The sequence below is a fragment of the Halobacillus sp. Marseille-P3879 genome, assembly GCF_900240285.1.
Classification (GTDB): domain Bacteria; phylum Bacillota; class Bacilli; order Bacillales; family Halobacillaceae; genus Halobacillus_A.
In genome coordinates this window covers 715,942-732,924 of the sequence record NZ_OESS01000001.1, presented here as the reverse complement: position 1 = coordinate 732,924, position 16,983 = coordinate 715,942, and the positions used below count along the sequence as shown (strand labels likewise).

15 protein-coding genes are annotated in these 16,983 nt (G+C 37.7%); 2 read left to right on the top strand and 13 right to left on the bottom strand.

The window, feature by feature from the left end:
* Positions 1 to 28 precede the first annotated feature (28 nt).
* The 13 genes from C1A12_RS03640 to C1A12_RS03580 all read right to left on the bottom strand — a co-directional run bounded on the left by C1A12_RS03640 (position 29) and on the right by C1A12_RS03580 (position 14,094).
* Positions 29 to 1,225 carry a glycosyltransferase family 4 protein gene (locus tag C1A12_RS03640; protein WP_101842477.1) on the bottom strand — a complete coding sequence of 399 codons (1,197 nt, stop codon included), beginning with the start codon at positions 1,223 to 1,225 and terminating at the stop codon, positions 29 to 31.
* 17 nt (positions 1,226 to 1,242) lie between these two features.
* Entirely contained in the window at positions 1,243 to 2,448 is a 1,206-nt protein-coding gene (locus tag C1A12_RS03635; RefSeq protein WP_101842476.1) for an O-antigen ligase, read from the bottom strand.
* 90 nt (positions 2,449 to 2,538) lie between these two features.
* Positions 2,539 to 4,206 carry an asparagine synthase-related protein gene (locus C1A12_RS03630; protein ID WP_101842475.1) on the bottom strand — a complete coding sequence of 556 codons (1,668 nt, stop codon included), beginning with the start codon at positions 4,204 to 4,206 and terminating at the stop codon, positions 2,539 to 2,541.
* An 88-nt stretch (positions 4,207 to 4,294) separates the two neighbouring features.
* On the bottom strand, positions 4,295 to 5,401 hold the full coding sequence (locus C1A12_RS03625; protein ID WP_101842474.1) for a glycosyltransferase family 4 protein: 1,107 nt from the start codon (positions 5,399 to 5,401) through the stop codon (positions 4,295 to 4,297).
* A 51-nt stretch (positions 5,402 to 5,452) separates the two neighbouring features.
* Positions 5,453 to 6,799, bottom strand: coding sequence for a nucleotide sugar dehydrogenase (locus C1A12_RS03620; protein WP_101842473.1), 1,347 nt, complete (start codon positions 6,797 to 6,799; stop codon positions 5,453 to 5,455).
* Between the two features lie 15 nt (positions 6,800 to 6,814).
* Positions 6,815 to 7,861, bottom strand: coding sequence for a Gfo/Idh/MocA family protein (locus C1A12_RS03615; RefSeq protein ID WP_101842472.1), 1,047 nt, complete (start codon positions 7,859 to 7,861; stop codon positions 6,815 to 6,817).
* 16 nt (positions 7,862 to 7,877) lie between these two features.
* Positions 7,878 to 9,719, bottom strand: coding sequence for a nucleoside-diphosphate sugar epimerase/dehydratase (locus C1A12_RS03610; RefSeq protein ID WP_101842471.1), 1,842 nt, complete (start codon positions 9,717 to 9,719; stop codon positions 7,878 to 7,880).
* A gap of 33 nt (positions 9,720 to 9,752) precedes the next feature.
* Positions 9,753 to 10,523, bottom strand: a complete 771-nt coding sequence (locus C1A12_RS03605) for a tyrosine-protein phosphatase (protein WP_101842470.1) — start codon at positions 10,521 to 10,523, stop codon at positions 9,753 to 9,755.
* Positions 10,524 to 10,801: 278 nt separating this feature from the next.
* Positions 10,802 to 11,566 carry a tyrosine-protein phosphatase gene (locus C1A12_RS03600; protein ID WP_101842469.1) on the bottom strand — a complete coding sequence of 255 codons (765 nt, stop codon included), beginning with the start codon at positions 11,564 to 11,566 and terminating at the stop codon, positions 10,802 to 10,804.
* Between the two features lie 175 nt (positions 11,567 to 11,741).
* Complete coding sequence (locus C1A12_RS03595; RefSeq protein ID WP_101843280.1) at positions 11,742 to 12,080, bottom strand: DNA-binding anti-repressor SinI; 339 nt, start codon at positions 12,078 to 12,080, stop codon at positions 11,742 to 11,744.
* Positions 12,081 to 12,256: 176 nt separating this feature from the next.
* Positions 12,257 to 13,024 (bottom strand): tyrosine-protein phosphatase, encoded by a 768-nt coding sequence (locus tag C1A12_RS03590; RefSeq protein WP_101842468.1) that lies wholly within the window; start codon positions 13,022 to 13,024, stop codon positions 12,257 to 12,259.
* Positions 13,025 to 13,187: 163 nt separating this feature from the next.
* Entirely contained in the window at positions 13,188 to 13,523 is a 336-nt protein-coding gene (locus C1A12_RS03585) for a helix-turn-helix domain-containing protein (protein ID WP_101842467.1), read from the bottom strand.
* A gap of 130 nt (positions 13,524 to 13,653) precedes the next feature.
* Positions 13,654 to 14,094 (bottom strand): CDP-glycerol glycerophosphotransferase family protein, encoded by a 441-nt coding sequence (locus C1A12_RS03580; protein ID WP_235001558.1) that lies wholly within the window; start codon positions 14,092 to 14,094, stop codon positions 13,654 to 13,656.
* Positions 14,095 to 14,502: 408 nt separating this feature from the next.
* On the opposite strand from C1A12_RS03580, the gene C1A12_RS03575 reads away from it, so the two are divergent.
* Both C1A12_RS03575 and C1A12_RS03570 read left to right on the top strand, forming a co-directional pair.
* Entirely contained in the window at positions 14,503 to 15,225 is a 723-nt protein-coding gene (locus tag C1A12_RS03575) for a CBS domain-containing protein (RefSeq protein ID WP_101842465.1), read from the top strand.
* Positions 15,218 to 16,942, top strand: a complete 1,725-nt coding sequence (locus C1A12_RS03570; RefSeq protein WP_101842464.1) for an ABC transporter ATP-binding protein — start codon at positions 15,218 to 15,220, stop codon at positions 16,940 to 16,942. The genes C1A12_RS03575 and C1A12_RS03570 overlap by 8 nt, the downstream gene beginning before the upstream one ends.
* The last annotated feature ends 41 nt before the right edge of the window (positions 16,943 to 16,983 follow it).

Below are 16,983 nucleotides of genomic sequence, written 5' to 3'. Positions count from 1 at the left end.
AATTAATCCTCTTCTAAAGATAGTAATCTTATCTTTTGTAATCTGATATGGTTTCGTTAAGTATTCTTAAATATTTGCTTGAAATTTTTTGTTGGGTCATTTCACTTACCGTATTAACAGCACTTATTAGAATTTTTCTTTTCTTTTCTCCCTCTATCTCACAAGCTAATTTTAACTTATTAGTTAACATACTTATATCTCTTGACTTACAAAGATACCCGTTTTCTCCATCGTTAATAACCCCATCTATGCCTTCACCTTCAGTTCCTATAGTAATGCAGCCTTTTGCCATCGCCTCTAAATAAACTAATCCAAAGGTCTCTGGAGAACTAACCATAACAAAAATTCTGCTCTTTTCCATATATTCCATAACAGATTCTCTACTAAGATAACCTAGAAATTCTATCTTACTAGGAAATTTACTTTTTGTAGCTAAACCCATCAAGTACTCTTTTTGAGGGCCATCACCGCCAATTTTCAATGAAACATCATTATGAATTTCACATAAATTTTCAAAAGCTTTAATAACAATATCAATATTTTTCAAGGGTATCATACTCGCAGCTATAAAAATGCTTTTTTCATTCATAGTTAATTTTTTTTGCAGATTATTTCTAGAAATAATTAGCTCTGAATCAATTCCTGAGGGCACGATAAAGTTCTTTTTTGTCGGTAAACCAATATGGTTATATCTTTTCATTAAGTGAGTGTTGCGAAATCCTATTCTATCAACAAACGGTTCGATTAAGGAGAAATTTTTATAAACTTTTTTATCATTGTGTAACTTATTAATGTCTACCTGATGGAGAATTAGAACTAATGGTATATCTAAAAAATCTTTAAGCAGTACAGAAATATTTAATGAAGGATTTATTAAATGACAGACTATTATATCAGGTTTTTCTTTTAAAGATTTTAAGGACTGTTTAAAAACTTTATATATTTCTTTTTCTGAATATTGCACCCTTGGAATTTTGTTTATTGTAATTCTATTAACATTCACACCATCCAAACTAAATGATTCGTTATATTTGTATCTTGAAGCTTTTTTACCTTTTAAACTGAATTTAAATATATTTGGATACAAAGGCCAAATGCGAAAAACATTAACTTCATGTCCAGCATTTAACCAATCTTTTGCAAAATAGTGTAACGCATAAGTTTTCTCTTTTCTGGGTTGTCCCTTATAACCTGGATAAAGACTAGTAACTAGTAATATTTTCATTAGACAATCTTTCCTATTCAATATTTTTTATAACAGTATCCAATTATTAAAAACAAAAATACTGTTATATCAGGGTTCATACTAACAGACCCTGACATGTCTGATATAAGTACAACTAAAATTGTAGAAATTATAAAAGTGCTATATTTCGAAATTCTAAAATAAAACAAAAAATGTCCTATAATCACTATAAATATACTAATGTAGAGAATTAATCCGATTACACCATATTGTAGGAGTAATTGTAAATAATAATTGTCTACAGCAATACCAATATCACTAATTCTTTCTACTCCAGACCCAATTAAACTATTTATATTAAAAGGAAAAAGATAATTATCTATGAATGTCTTCCAAACCTCTACTCTTCCTCCTAAGGAAGTCAAACTCTCATTTGTAAACCTTTGTGAAACAAATTCATTGTAAAATAAAAGGATTATTAAACTGAGAGCAGTGATTATAAACCACATAAACTTGTTCAAGGAACTTTTCTTGTTTAATACAATAGATATAACTAACCCTATAGCAAGTAATATATAAGCAGTTCTGGACTGGGAAAGGATTATAGATACTATAGAAATTAATAAAGTAGTAGTTAATAAGACTTTAATCTTCGAATTGTTTTTATACTTTGGTAGTAATACATTGCAAATAAATAGTACAAAGATAACAATAAAAACTCCATAAGTATTGGGATTACCAATAGTTCCAATTATCCTTCCGACTTCCCAAGTTTCAAAATTATTATTGTACTTTTCAAAGTCCGCATAATTACTTAAAGTGAAGAGTCTAAAACTTTCAGAGTAAACCTGTGCTAAACCTACAAATATTTGGACAAATCCTACTAAGAAAATCACTTGGCTAAATGTTTTATTAGTCATTCTTCCCGTTAAAAAAGAGCCTACTAAAAAAGCAGCCAAAGGAAGAAAATTATAAATTAAAGTTCTGATAATTAATTGAAAAGACGCGGGGTATGTATATAGATTTAAAAATTCCACTAACGTAGTGACCATCACGTAGCCCAATATTAACAAAGTCAGTTTATTAAAGTTAATACCTTTAAACATAATTAGCAAAAGGAAAAGGTATAACAACACTATTCCAATATAATCTCTTCCGAATATACTTGGAGAATAAAAAATTAAAGTCAATAGAAAAAAAAACGAAAAATTGTAGATACTCAACGTTTTTATGTTAAATTTATGGTCATAAGTGACATCCATAAAAGCTCTCCTTTATATAGAAAATAAAAGTAATCAAATATTAATTGATTACTTCATCTTCTCAATGGATAACCCAGTTTTATAGTTGGTTTAACTCTTAAGAGACTTCATAAAATCTTCCATGCTGTAAATTCTAGAAATATATTTAAAATTATAAAGTGAACCTTTCTTATAATCGTTATAATATTTAATATATTCATTTTTACTTATTATTTTTTTAAGAACTAAATGGTCATAACTAATTGTATCATCTAATTTTTGCTTGTGATTGTCTTTTACCCACCTTGGGTAATTTGTAAAATACTTTTGATCAAAAGGAATTTTAAATATTTTATTCAGTCCATATTTTGTTATTTTATTAAATTGAATTAATTTAGGCATAATTTTGTTGCTAATAGAATTAGTAAATTTAATTCCTTTATCTGTTGGTGTGTTTTTTAAAGTTACATTACTTTTTATTAGAAATTTATGAAATAATTGTTGTTCTCTATCATAAAAAGCCGTGTTTAATGAAATAGTCAATAAATCTTTTGAAAGAAAAGGGTCAAAAACCTTCATTTTTTTCCCAATAATTCTAATAGTATTAGAAGCAAAGTCACCAATGTGATGAAGATAGAATAATTGGTCAACATTTTCTGGACTAACCTCAACAAATTCTCTATAAATTTCTAGAATAGAGTTATTAAGTGTTTTCTTAATATTTTCTGAATCAATAATACTTGGAGCCTCATATTTCATATGAGATCTTCTCACGTTGTCTACAAAAGCCTCAATATTTAAATTTTCCTTTATTGATTTGGTATATTGACTTTTTAGAATACCCCCGCCAGATCCAAGAAAAAACACATCAGCTTCTTTACTTGCTTTACTAAATGAATTTGGTAAATGGGAAAAACTAATTGTATCGGCCATACCTTCGAATTCTTTATTTAGAGTAGCAGAGATATTTAGTATATTTTCGATGAAATCCTTATTTAAATCATTAAAATGTGAATGGTGTAAATTTAAACTATTAGAAATTTTTTTAGCTATTTTTACATCTGATGATTTTTCTAAACCATGTGTGTAACATCTTAATTTATCTTTTCGCTCTAATGCTGCAGCTAGTATGGTTCTACTATCAACACCACCGGTTAGAGGAAGGCTTACTTTTTCACTTAGATTTAGACCTTTATTTACATGGTCTACAAAAACCTCAGCCCATTCTTTAACAGAATAATTTTCACCCCTTAATGAATAATCAAAATAACGTTCTTTACTCAATTCATTAAATTTATTAATTGAGTATTTGGTGCCCATTGAAAGTTTATTTATACCCTCTATTATAGTTTTATTATTAATAGCTTTTCCCAGGTAGAGTAATTCTATTACAGCAGTATTATTGAACTTTACTTTTGGCAATTCATTGGCTATTTTTGTTACGGAAGTCGATATAAAAATCCTATTAGCATCTTTATACAAGAAAAAATTATAAACTTTATAAGGATCAATATATATATGACACTTTTTCTTTGAATTATCTAAGATTAGGATAGCATAAAAACCATCTATATAATTGATGAAAACTTCCTCTTTGGTTTTTAGTAACCTGTATATATCTTTTGCAGTTATCCAACTGGACTCTTTGGATGAATATGGATGCCCGTAAAGAAAAATTTGATAATCATCTTGTGAATAATAATCGTTATCAATGGAATCATCGTCCTTAAATTTAAATTCACACCACTCATCAGTTGATTTATTTAATTCTATTAGCAATTAAACTGCTCCTTCAATTATATTATCAAGGATAATTACCTTATTGTAGAGAATATTCTATAATACTCTATGTTTTTATAGAATTAATCTAGGTAGGGTCTAATTTTTGATAAACCTTAATCAATTTCTCACTTTCCAACTCCCAATTATATTTATCTTCTACAGCCCTTCTACCATTCTCTCCCATTAATTTCGCTTGTTTAGGATTATTAATAAACCATTCTAGGGCATGGGAAATTTCTTTAATATTCGTTGGATTAACACATATTCCTGCATTGTTTTCTTCTAAAATACTTTTCCACAAAGGGAAATTTGAAGCTATTACAGGAAGACCTGCTCCCATATATTCAAACATTTTTATAGGATGAGCATCAATATAATTAATTAAAGGATGTAAAACAACAAATCCAGCCATTGAATTCGCTAAAATCTTCTTAACTTCTTCTCTATCTACATAGCCTAAATAATTAACGTAATTCCAACCTCTTTTACTTTCAACTTCTTTTTTTAAATTTTCATTTTGAAAATTTCCCGCTATATTTAAAAGAGCATTGCTGTGGTAAACAGAATCAATCATCTCGAATATTCCTCTAGTTTTAGATAGGCCTCCAACATAACATACTGATTTACTTTTTGTGTGCCACTTAAGATTAGGTATAAAAAGCTCATCTAAAATAGGATAATTGTTTACATCTACAGTTGTCTCTATCCCTTTGTTTTTAAACCTCTCATTAATAAATGGAGTGGAAGTAACTAGATAATCAAACTTTCTAGCAGATCTATTTTCATATATCTCAAAACTCTTTGATATTATCTTTCTGAGTAGATTTGGTATCCATTCTTTGGAAAGAATTTGTCTTGGGACATCTTCGTGAATATCATAAATAACTTTCTTCCCCAATTTTTTTAACTTCAGTGCAAGAGGTATTAATTCAGGGTCATGAAAGTGATAGATATCTGCATCTATCTCTTTCGCTTTTTCGAATACCTTTTTTGTAAACTTTGTTATTCTATTGATTCTCCCTTTATTTACATTCTTAACACCTTGTATATTAACCCCTTTATACTTTTTTATACTAGTATTAGGAACTACTAAGTGAACTTCATATCCCTGCCGAACTAAAGTAGAACATTCTTTTACAGTAATTCTTGTATCATTATAATTGTGTACAGAAGTTAGATGACAGACTTTCATTAACTTTTATTCCCCTTTTAAAAACTTACCTTTGCAACTTAATTATTAAACTTACATCTTATGATAATGCTCTATTTTTGAATCAATATCTTTTACATTTCGTGTATCAAGTACTAAATTTGCATCTTGCGCAATTTCCTTAAATAGGAAATCTGTATGATCAGTTGTAATAAGCACTAAATCATAAGAATTTAATTCATAATAATTCACATTTTTTAAGGGTTGGTGTATTTCCCCTTGCAATTTAAACTCTCTAACATGAGGATCTACCGCTTCCCAATCAGCACCAAATTGATTCAATTTAGACAATATTGGTAATACTGGTGACTCCCGATAGTCATCAATATCTTTTTTGTAAGCAACACCTAATACCAATATCTTTGAGCCTTTTAATGCTTTTCCTTCTTTGTTAAGGACTTCCATAATACGCTTAACAACATAATCTGGCATCTCATTATTTATTTCTCCTGCCGTCTCAATAAGCTTAGTATGATAATTATACTCTCTAGCTTTCCATGTTAAGTACCATGGATCTATCGGAATACAGTGCCCACCCAGTCCTGGACCCGGATAGAAAGGCATAAATCCATACGGCTTGGTAGCTGCTGCATCTATTACTTCCCATACATCAATCCCCATCTTATTACAGAGGACGGCCATCTCATTAGCTAAACCGATATTTATGTTTCTAAAGGTATTCTCTAGAATCTTCTCCATTTCGGCTACAGCCGGTTTAGATACTTCGTGGATCTCTCCATCGAGTACAGCCCTATATAAGGTAGCAGCAACCTTTGTACAATTTTCACTCACTCCTCCTACCACTTTAGGTGTATTCTTAGTATTAAATTGCTTATTACCTGGGTCTACCCTTTCAGGTGAATAAGCAAGAAAGAATTCTTCCCCACATTTAAATCCGTATTCTTCAAGAATAGGTTTAATTAGTTCTTCAGTGGTGCCCGGATAAGTGGTACTTTCTAGAACAACTAGTGTTCCTTCCTTTAAGTTAAGGGCTATTGCTTTTGCGGATCTTTCTACATAATCCATGTTCGGCTGTTTGTAAATATCTAATGGAGTAGGAACACAGATAGCGATCGCGTCCACTTCGTTTATAAACGAGTAATCAGATGTAGCAGTTAGCTTTTCATTTTCAACGAGTTCCTTAAGGTCTGCAGGAATAACATCTCCTATGTAATTCTCGCCATTGTTTACTTTCTCTACTTTTTCCTCCTGCACGTCAAATCCTATTACTTTGAAACCCGCCTTCGCTTTTTCTACAGCCAGTGGCAAGCCGACATAACCTAGCCCTACTACACCGATAACTGCTTCTTTAGTCTCTATCTTTTCTATTAATCTTTCGGCTGTCTTATTAGAAACATTAATTGTATTTATGTTAGTCATTTCATGTCCTCCTTATTAATTTCTCACAGAAACTTCTTGATTTAACTCAATGGATTGCCCTAGTTGAGAGGATTTATAAATCGCTAACACAACTTCAATGGCGTTTCTTCCATCTTCAAGAGTAATATAAGGCTCCCTATTTGAGTTGATTGAATCGACCATATCTTCAATTATCAACTGGTGACCAAAACCGTATACTGTTGGCGGGTTATCATGCTGCTGTTCAAGCAGATTTGATTCTTCCTCTTGAAAATCATCTGTGAATCTCCAATTCTCAATTTTATTAACAGCAATTCCTCCCACACAAGCAGTTCCTTTACTACCAAACAAGTTTAATGTTTCCTCTAAGTTTGTAGGATAGATCGTACCCGCACCTTCAATGATACCGATAGCTCCATTTTCAAATTCAAGAATAGCAGATCCTACATCTTCCATTTCAATATCCCTAAAGCGCGTTACAGTTTTGCCTGTTACGCTTTTCACTGGCCCCATCATCCAAATCAGTAAATCGATGTTATGAATACACTGATTCATTAATACACCATCCTGATGTTCAACTGTTCCCCTCCAAGAGTCTTGTTTGTAGTACCCCATGTTACGATTCCAACGAATACTTGCTACTCCATGAGACATTTCCCCAAATTTTCCTTCTTCACATGCTTTCCTTGTTTTCTGAATAGCTTCATTAAATCTGTTTTGATGGACAGCAGTTGCCTTAACTCCATTACGTTTTGCTGCTTCCAAAATTCTATCTGCATCTTCAAGACAAGTAGCAATTGGCTTTTCAATCATTACATGCTTGCCAGCTTCAATAGCTTCTATTGCATTGTCAGCATGTACTGCATTAGGTGTACAAATATTAACTACGTCGATATGTGAGTCTTTCACCATTTCATCTATACTTGTATAAATACGTTCAATGTTATTTTCTGAAGCCATCTTATTTAAACGATCAATATCAACATCACACAAGGAAACTAGTTCAGCACCCTCTGTACTTTTAATTGCCTCCACATGTTTCTTAGCAATTCGCCCACAGCCCACTATAGCAAAATTAATCATTTAATTTCCTGCCTTTCTATTGATGAACTTTTTCCAGTTTTATAGTTTTAAACACTTCTTCTCTTAATGTCTCGTCAGATAGATGGTTATAACCTAATATTAACTCTGTTAATTTGTTATCATTAAAATAATTATTTTTTCCAATGTAAATTTTAGGGAATACTTGTTTAGAATGAACCTCATCTTTGCCCAGTAACTCTTCATACATTTTTTCTCCTGGACGAATACCACTAAATTGAATGCCTACGTCCTCTTCTCGAAAACCTGACAAAGAAATAAGGTTTTTTGCTAAATCTACTATTTTCACAGGTTCTCCCATATCTAACACAAAGATTTCTCCTCCACGAGCTAAAGCACCTGCTTGAATTACTAGTCTCGAAGCTTCAGGGATAGTCATAAAATAACGTGTCATATCAGGGTGTGTAACGGTTATAGGACCACCATTTGCTATTTGCTTTTTAAATAACGGTATTACGCTTCCTCTACTACCAAGGACATTGCCAAATCGAACAGCAACAAATTTAGTATTACTCGTTTTGCTTAGCAACTGAATAACCATTTCTGCAATTCGTTTGGTTGCCCCCATAACATTAGTTGGGTTTACAGCTTTATCTGAGGAAATCAGCACAAAATTTGGCACTCCGTATGTATCAGCTGCTTCAGCTACATTTTTAGTACCGAGCACATTGTTCTTAAATGCTTCTCTGGGGTTAGCTTCCATTAACGGAACGTGTTTGTGCGCTGCCGCATGGTATATATAGGACGGCTGATATTTCTGAACTACTTCAAAAATCCTGTCACGATCCTGTACATCAGCTATTGTTGTTATAACCTCAGTTTGTATGTCCAACTGCTTTAATTCCATATGGATGGTATAAATGCTGTTTTCTCCGTGACCAAGCAAGATCAACTGTTTTGGACCAAATTTAATCAACTGTCTGCAAATTTCAGAACCAATCGAGCCGCCTGCTCCTGTCACGAGTACCGTTTGTCCGTTGATTTCACTGGAGATCGATTGAATATCTAACTCAACGGGTTCACGCCCTAATAAATCTTCAATCGAAACGTCTCTGATGCTGCTGACTGATACGTTGCCTAGTGCAATGTCTTCAATCATCGGCAGAGTTTGAACATTTTTCACAATCCCTTTTGCACTTTGGATGATTTCTTTCATCCTTGACTTCTCTGCAGAAGGCATGGCAATAACCACGTGGTTTACACGGTGTTTTATCACCACATCTTCTAAGTTCTTTGTGCTTCCTAACACAGGTAAGCCTGCAATTGTTAAGTGGTGCATCGTAAAATCATCATCAATGAATCCAACTAAATTGGAATTCACTTCATTGGAGTTTTTCATCTGCCTGGCCAGCATTTGACCAGCTGAACCGGCCCCAATAATGAGCGTTTGTTTTGCGTTTGGGTTATTCTTAATAAATTTAGCCTTCTTGCCTTTTGGATTTAACGTTAAACCGTACGTTTTATAATAGCGCCAGGCAAAGCGTACCCCGCCAATGAGTAATATATGTAGCATCCACGTGATGATAAGAGCGCGGGTGTAAATGTCTGCGAACGCTAAAAATTGAACAAAGGTTGTCGATATAATCGATAACGAAACGACTACTATAATGCCGATTAATTCTTCCATGCTGGCATAACGCCATTTCTTTCGATACATACCGAGAAGACTTGAAAACAAATGATGTGTGATAAGCAAGACGAGAGATGATACAAGCATCATTTGATCAAACACTGTTCCGGATGGTCCTAGGAAAAAGTGGGAGAAAAAGATCGAGAAAGAAACGATAATTGAATCAATCAAGATAAGTAATGCTAGTCTTTTCTTAAGAGCAGCTGGCATTTAAATCTTCCACTCCTTTCAATTTGTATTTTCTTAAAATAGGCCTAAAAGCTTTTTCTTCTTTTTAATTTCTAACGGGGTATCTGCTGCTAGCCCTTCCCCTTTCACCACATACTCCGCATTTTCCGCAAACAAATAAACCATGGAGGGTCCATAGTTTTCCTTTATTACGTCGTATGCATCTGTCATACAAAACCCCCGGGTCGTGGTGTTGTGGGCATCAGATGCAATCAGGTGGGTTAAATTTGCTTCGATTAACTGGTGGGTGAATTTCTTAATATTTTTACCGAATCTGCCAGTCAGGCTGGCGGCTGTGATTTGTGTGTAGGCTCCCCGGCTGACCATGTTGTATAGGAGACTTGGGTGTTGTATGATCTGTCGGTTGCGTTCTGGGTGGACGATAATCGGCTGGTAGCCTTCGAGCTGGATATCAAATAGTAACTGCTTTGCGTATCTCGGGACGGCGTCTGAGGGGAATTCGATAAATATGTATGTCCCTTGATTTGTCAGTGATAGAATTTCGTCAGAACGGATACTCTCGATCATGCCCCCGTGAATTCTCGTTTCCTGACCTGGCAAAATGGTTAAAGGAATGTCGTAGTCTGCTAGATTCTGATTAAGGGTATCGACCTGTTGTAAAATATGGTGTTTTTCGTTATTGTACTTACCGTTTTGGTGATGAGGGGTTGCGATGATTGTATGTATCCCATCTTCCACGGCGGCTTTGGCCATTTCGATGCTGTTTTCTAAGTCTTGTGCCCCATCATCTATACCCGGCAGAATATGGCTGTGTATGTCAATCAAACTATCGAACTCCTCTCCATTTCAATAAGCATTCACATTTCGTTCACTTTATTGGTTTACATTGGTACAAGTATAGCAGGTTTTTCCTTTGTTTTGAAGGAGTTTAATATGATATTTACACTAATTTTGTAAATAATTAACGAAAAATGCCGATATTATAAAGGGTCCTTTTGAGGAAAAAATTTCGGGTCTTTTGATGTATCCGTTTTCATCGTCTGAATTTTTGGCAAATAAATAGCTAAGCCACCACTTTTTGATGGCTTAGCTATGATTTTCCTTTAAAAGATTCCTAGCACTTTCTTTTTCTTCACGTGTTCTGGCGGGTCGCTGGCTAGGGTTTGATTTTCAATCATGTACTGCGCGTTTTCGAAGAAATAGTGCATCGCTGACTGTCCGTAATTCTTGCTGATCTCACTATAAGCCTCTTTCATGTGGAAAGCTCGCTTCTTTGCGTTATGGGCATCAGAAGCAATCAGGTGAATTAGATTGGACTCGATCAGCTGATAGGAAAGTTTTTTCGCTGCCCGGCCAAACTTGCCTGTTAAACTTCCTGCGGTTACTTGAGAAGCCGCTCCGTTCTTTACGAAAGAATACAGCAAATTCGGGTTGTCCTGAATTTGTAAGTTCCGCTCGGGATGGACGATCACGGGCTGATAGCCTTCGACTTGCAGATTAAACAGCAGATTGCTGGCGTAGGAGGGTACTTGGTCGTGAGGAAATTCCACAAATACGTAGTTGCTTTCGTTAATCGGCAGAATCTCATCTTTCTGTAAGTCTTCAACCATTCCTCCATTGATTCTTGTTTCCTGCCCCGGTAAGACGGTCAATGGAATGTCTTCTTCTTCAAGGGCACGGTTCAACTCACTCACTTGAAGGAGGATGTCGTTCTTATAGTTGTCGAATGCTCCGTTCTGATGGTGTGGTGTTGCGACTATGGTATCGATTCCTTCCTGAACCGCAGCTCTTGCCATTTCGATACTTTCGGTCATGGACTGCGCTCCGTCATCGACACCGGGTAGAATGTGGCTGTGAATATCGATCATAAGATTATCCCTTCCCTCTTTAAAGTCTATACCTATTCTGTCTGCTAGAATTTTCTCTTTTTCTACATTCTAGGGGTTAATTGACCTTACCACTTCACATTATCTTCTAAACGGCTTTAATAGAAAACGGGTCGAACCTCTTAGTTTGACCTCGTCCTTGCGTGCATCGTTTGAACTAAAAGTCCCTACTCTTGTTGTGCATTTTCCATTTACTATACTCCATATACTCCCTGAACTGCTGCTTCGACAACCCGGACTCCATTGCTTCCTGGATTAATTGAACCCATTCTTCATCCAGCTGCTGAGTTTCTGAAGACATCTCTCCGCTGATCAGGTAGTTCATCGGGACATCGAGGACGCCGGCGACTCTTTCGATGAACTGGATCGAGGGATTCGTCTGGTTGTTCCGTTCGATCGAGCTTACATAGGACTTCGCATAGCCGGCTCTTTCTCCTAGTTCGGCCATGGACAGGCCTCTTCTTCTGCGGATGTTCTGAATACGATCCCCGATCATTTCTTCACCTTCTTCTTTTGTCAATGTGCAATATCCTGGTTATTCCTCCAACACAAGGATTGGAAAATAACCATGACTTTTTGATTACAAAAATCATAGCATAAGAGGGGGTGTTATTCAATATATAGAATTATTGTTTTTTATAATGAACCGCAATTCATAAATATTTGCTTTTACTAGTTAAAGAGGGGTAATAATTTTTTTCTCTTCATGTATTCTGGAGGAGCACTTATTATAGGTGTACCCTTAATAACTTGTTGAGCATTTTCTGTTAGGATTTCCCCCGCTGCGTATCCGTACTTTCTATTTATTATATTGCTTGCTGTCCTCATATGAAACTTCCTTTTATTTCCTCGACTATCAGAAGCAATCAAGTGTATAAGATTGGCTTCAATGAACTGGTGAGATAATTTACTAATTTTCTTTCCATATTTGCCACAAATACTTCCTGCTGACAGCTGAGCATAAGCTCCATGTTTTATGAGCTTATATAGGAGGTTTGGATTCTGCTGAATCTGTTTATTACGTTCTGGCTGGGCAATAATCGGTATATATCCTTCCATCTGTAGATTGAAGAATAGGTTGCTTGTATATTGAGGAACATGATCTTTAGGCAGTTCAAGCAGTATATATGGTGTATCTTTATTAATCGTCAGTATTTGGTTGTGCTTTATATCATCGAGTAAGTCTCCGTAGATGCTGATGATTTGTCCAGGTAAAACGGTGAGATTGATCTGTCTCTTTTGTAAGTGCTTATTTAAGTCTTCCACTTGAGTAAGGATCTCCCTTTTACTGTAAAGGTTGATTCCTTCCTGGTAGGCTGGAGTGGCAACTATCGTGCTGATTCCTTCTCTTACAGCAGCTTCCGCCAACTCAATGCTGTCTTCTATCGTCTGAATGCCCTCGTCGATGCCCGGAATGATGTGAGTGTTAATGTTAATCATTGATTATCCCCTTTCTCTATACCTTATCTATATTTATATGGTTCATTTATACTAGCACCATTTGATGAAATTTTATGTCATAATTTAGGGGCGTTTTCACTGTTTTTTTGTCGAAATATAGGAATAAAAAAATCACTTCCCGATGAATGGAAGTGATCATGATTTAAAGATTGCTTTTGCGATTTGTTCTCCACTTATTAAACTCCAAGTATTCGCGGAATTGCTCTTTAGAAAGTCCGGAATTCTGCGCCTCCAATACAAGCTCCAGCCAATCATCGTCTAAGTGGACGTCTTTCTCAGCTGCATCGCCATGGAGGAGGTAGTTCATGGAGACATCGAGTTCTTTGGAAATTTTTTCAAGAAACTGAATGGAAGGGTTGGATTGAAGATTCCGTTCGATTGAGCTCAAATAGGACTTGGCGACCCCTGCGCGTTCGGCGAGCTCGGATAATGATAAATGGCGGATTTTTCGGATGTGTTGTATGCGATCACCGATCATCCTATCACCTTCTTTCGTTTGTATATTATTAGTGTAGCATAATTTGTCGGGGTGTTCTATTTAAAGCACGTAAAAATTGGTAGTAGATGTTTCCTATTTTTATTGTGGACATCGAAAACCCGCAGACTTGTTATAGCTGCGGGTTTTTCGATGGAACCATGATTCTCGATAGTGAATGAAACGTATTTTTCGTATTATGGCCATCTGTGCATTCCACCAGCTCATTAAACTGACGAACGTGATGATGCTGCTGATCGAGCTCATAATTTTGTTGAATCGCAAGGTCCAGCTCTTTGAAATTATACGTCACGTCTCCAAAGGCAATGTTCTCTTGAAGAATGTTCGGTGCGCCGTACTCTTCTTCGCATCTTTCCTTATCTTTCCAGTAAAACACGACATTCGTCCCTCCTGTAAACGCCATGTAGGTGACCGAGGAATAATCGGAGATCAACACCTTTGTGCGTAGAAGGATCTCTTTAATATCTCCTTCATAGAAATAGTGCTTATGATCTTCGTAGAACTCAGGAAACTGCTCCTGCAGGATCAAACGCGCTTTGGGATGAAGTACGATATTGACCTGCTTATCAAAGTAGAACGGCTCGTGCGTGATCTTGTTAATAAACGTTAAGTATCTGTAGATGTAGAGTATTTTTTATTGTGCTTTTTATTCTTTAAACTATTGGCTCCATTAAAATCACAGTATTCGTTTCTTAATATTAGTTTTTTGCCATCTATGTAAGGTGAACGTAAAGGTTGATGCTCCTCTATGGGCAAACTCATATAACATTCCCTCTTTCGATATACTTTGATCCAAATTTATGCTCGATTAACATTTTACGATAAAAATTGTGAAATTCAACATAATTTTAGGGTCTTTTCACTTAATTGACATCCATGATTTGTAACTCTATTAACCTATATAGTGTTGAAAGCGAGGACTTTAGTTATAATAAGAATAGAACGAAAAGGTGGTGTTTCGATGAGTGAATTAGTGGAACGGTTTGAACTGGCATTTAATCAGATTCATCAAATATTAAAGGATATGAACCATTATCCGAAAAATGATAACTTCGTGGAGCTGCTGCAGCGGTCGAAGGAGCGTAGTGTGATCAAGGAGCATTTTGACACGCTGCGTCAGTATGCGAAGCTTCGCAATGCGATCGTGCATGAGCGGGTACGGGACGGCTATTATATTGCGTCTCCCCACCTTGAGGTCGTAGAAGAGCTTGAGTACATTAAACGAACGCTTGATCAGCCGCCAAAAGCGCTTGATATCGCGACGCGGCCGGTGATGTTCTTCTATGCGGATTCGGACCTGCTTGAGGTGATGCAGGCGTTCCGTGACCACGCCGTATCGCAGTTTCCGATTTATGACGGGATGGGCGGACGCTTCCTCGGCTTGCTGACGAATGGAGCCTTGGTGCGCTGGATGAGCGGGCACGCGGAGAATGGTGCTGTGACGGTCGAAGGCGTGCGTGTCAGGGATGTGCTTCAAGCGGAAGGCGTGCGTAATGCGGAGTTTATCCCTGAGCGGTCCACGGTGTTTGACGTCGAGGATGTGTATGAGGATCGTCACGTAGAAGGCCGGAAGCTGAAGGCGGTGATTGTCACAGAGGATGGAAGGTGTGATTCGTCGCCCCTTGGCATCGTCACGGCGTGGGATTTAATTAAAGTGGACGTCGAGGAGGCAGAGGATGCGTGATCAGAAGCGTTCGGTGAAGGACTTTTTTACTTATATCCGCGCTGGACTGCCGGCGAAATGGCTGGTCGCTGTAGCGCTCGTGTTAAGCCTGCTTGAAACAGCAGCCAGCCTTGTTGTGCCGCTGTTCACGCGTGATTTAGTCGATCAGCTGGCAGACGGCGGTTTGAGTACTGGGTTGATCGTGTTTCTTGTCGTCACGTTCCTTGTTCAAACGGTGTCGGGCGGCTTTTCCTACTACATTCTCGCCTACATCGGTGAGCACATCGTCGCTTACATCCGCCGCGGGCTGTGGAATCATATTCTGAAGCTGCCGGTTGGTTATTTTGACGAACATGAATCAGGCGAGACGATGAGCCGGATTACGCAGGACACGACGACAGTGAAAAATTTGATTACGAATCATCTGGTATCGTTTGTTACGGGGGTAATTACGATTATCGGAGCCGTGATCATTCTGCTGACGATTGACTGGCGGATGACAGTGATTATGTTAATGTCGGTTCCTGTCGCATTGTTCGTTTTAATGCCCTTAGGGCGGATCATGTATCGTGTGTCGAGAAAGCTGCAGGATGAGATGGCTGACTTTAGCGCGAACCTCGGCCGGGTGCTGAGCGAGATTCGACTCGTCAAGGCGTCGAACGCCGAAGCTGCCGAGAGTGACAAAGGCGCACGCGGAATTGGACAGCTGTTTACATATGGATTGAAAGAAGCACGCATTCAGGCGATCATCTCCCCATTCGTGACTACGATTATTATGGCGGTTCTGGTCGTGTTAATTGGATACGGCGGTGTTCGGGTCGCTTCAGGGGCACTCAGCGCGGGATCGCTTGTGGCTGTGATCATTTATGTGTTTCAAATCATCGTGCCGTTTAGTCAAATGGCGACGTTCTTTACCACGTTCCAAAAAGCGATGGGCGCGACAGAACGGATTCAATTTTTACATGAAATTGATGTCGAGAAGGAAGCCGGTGATCAGCTGTCGGAGAATGATAAGCTCGTGTTCCGCGACGTGTCGTTTGGCTACACCGGCTCGGAGCGCATCATTTTAAAAGGCGTGAGTTTTGCCGTCATGCCGGGAGAAACGGTCGCGCTTGTCGGCCCGAGCGGTGCAGGGAAAACAACAGTCTTCTCGTTGATCGAGCGGTTCTACTCCCCTTCTGTAGGTGAGATTCGGATGGGTGATATGCCGCTGGATGCGATTGAATTAGAACAGTGGCGACGGTCGATCGGCTACGTCTCCCAGGACAGCCCGGTGATGTCAGGGACGATTCGAGATAACGTGTGCTACGGATTAAAGGATAACGTTTCTGACTTGCAGGTCGAAGCTGCGCTGCAGCAGGCGAATGCTCATGAATTTGTGAGTGAGCTTGAAGACGGGCTGGAAACGCGGGTCGGCGAGCGCGGCGTGAAGCTATCCGGCGGCCAGCGTCAGCGAATCGCGATTGCCCGGGCGTTACTGCGCGACCCTGCCGTGCTGTTGCTGGATGAAGCGACGTCGAATTTGGATTCTGAGTCTGAGGCTGCCGTGCAGGAAGCGCTGCGGACGCTGATGGAAGGACGGACGACACTCGTAATTGCGCATCGGTTGTCAACGGTTGTTGATGCCGATCAGCTGCTGATGCTTGAGGACGGGATGATTACCGGGCGCGGACGGCATGCAGAGCTGTATGAAAACAATGGGCGGTATCGGGAGTTGGTGGATCAGCAGATGCTTTAAATAGGCAAAGCTTAGAGTTTTTAAGAGCTCTAAGCTTTTTT

Excerpts from the sequence above, each read along its gene's own strand:
- C1A12_RS03635 (WP_101842476.1), bottom strand. The coding sequence starts at position 2,448 with ATGGATGTCACTTATGACCATAAATTTAACATAAAAACGTTGAGTATC.
- C1A12_RS03595 (WP_101843280.1), bottom strand. The coding sequence starts at position 12,080 with ATGATCGGGGATCGTATTCAGAACATCCGCAGAAGAAGAGGCCTGTCC.
- C1A12_RS03640 (WP_101842477.1), bottom strand. The coding sequence starts at position 1,225 with ATGAAAATATTACTAGTTACTAGTCTTTATCCAGGTTATAAGGGACAA.
- C1A12_RS03620 (WP_101842473.1), bottom strand. The coding sequence starts at position 6,799 with ATGACTAACATAAATACAATTAATGTTTCTAATAAGACAGCCGAAAGA.
- C1A12_RS03600 (WP_101842469.1), bottom strand. The coding sequence starts at position 11,566 with ATGATCGATATTCACAGCCACATTCTACCCGGTGTCGATGACGGAGCG.
- C1A12_RS03625 (WP_101842474.1), bottom strand. The coding sequence starts at position 5,401 with ATGAAAGTCTGTCATCTAACTTCTGTACACAATTATAATGATACAAGA.
- C1A12_RS03590 (WP_101842468.1), bottom strand. The coding sequence starts at position 13,024 with ATGATTAACATTAACACTCACATCATTCCGGGCATCGACGAGGGCATT.
- C1A12_RS03615 (WP_101842472.1), bottom strand. The coding sequence starts at position 7,861 with ATGATTAATTTTGCTATAGTGGGCTGTGGGCGAATTGCTAAGAAACAT.
- C1A12_RS03585 (WP_101842467.1), bottom strand. The coding sequence starts at position 13,523 with ATGATCGGTGATCGCATACAACACATCCGAAAAATCCGCCATTTATCA.
- C1A12_RS03610 (WP_101842471.1), bottom strand. The coding sequence starts at position 9,719 with ATGCCAGCTGCTCTTAAGAAAAGACTAGCATTACTTATCTTGATTGAT.
- C1A12_RS03570 (WP_101842464.1), top strand. The coding sequence starts at position 15,218 with ATGCGTGATCAGAAGCGTTCGGTGAAGGACTTTTTTACTTATATCCGC.
- C1A12_RS03575 (WP_101842465.1), top strand. The coding sequence starts at position 14,503 with ATGAGTGAATTAGTGGAACGGTTTGAACTGGCATTTAATCAGATTCAT.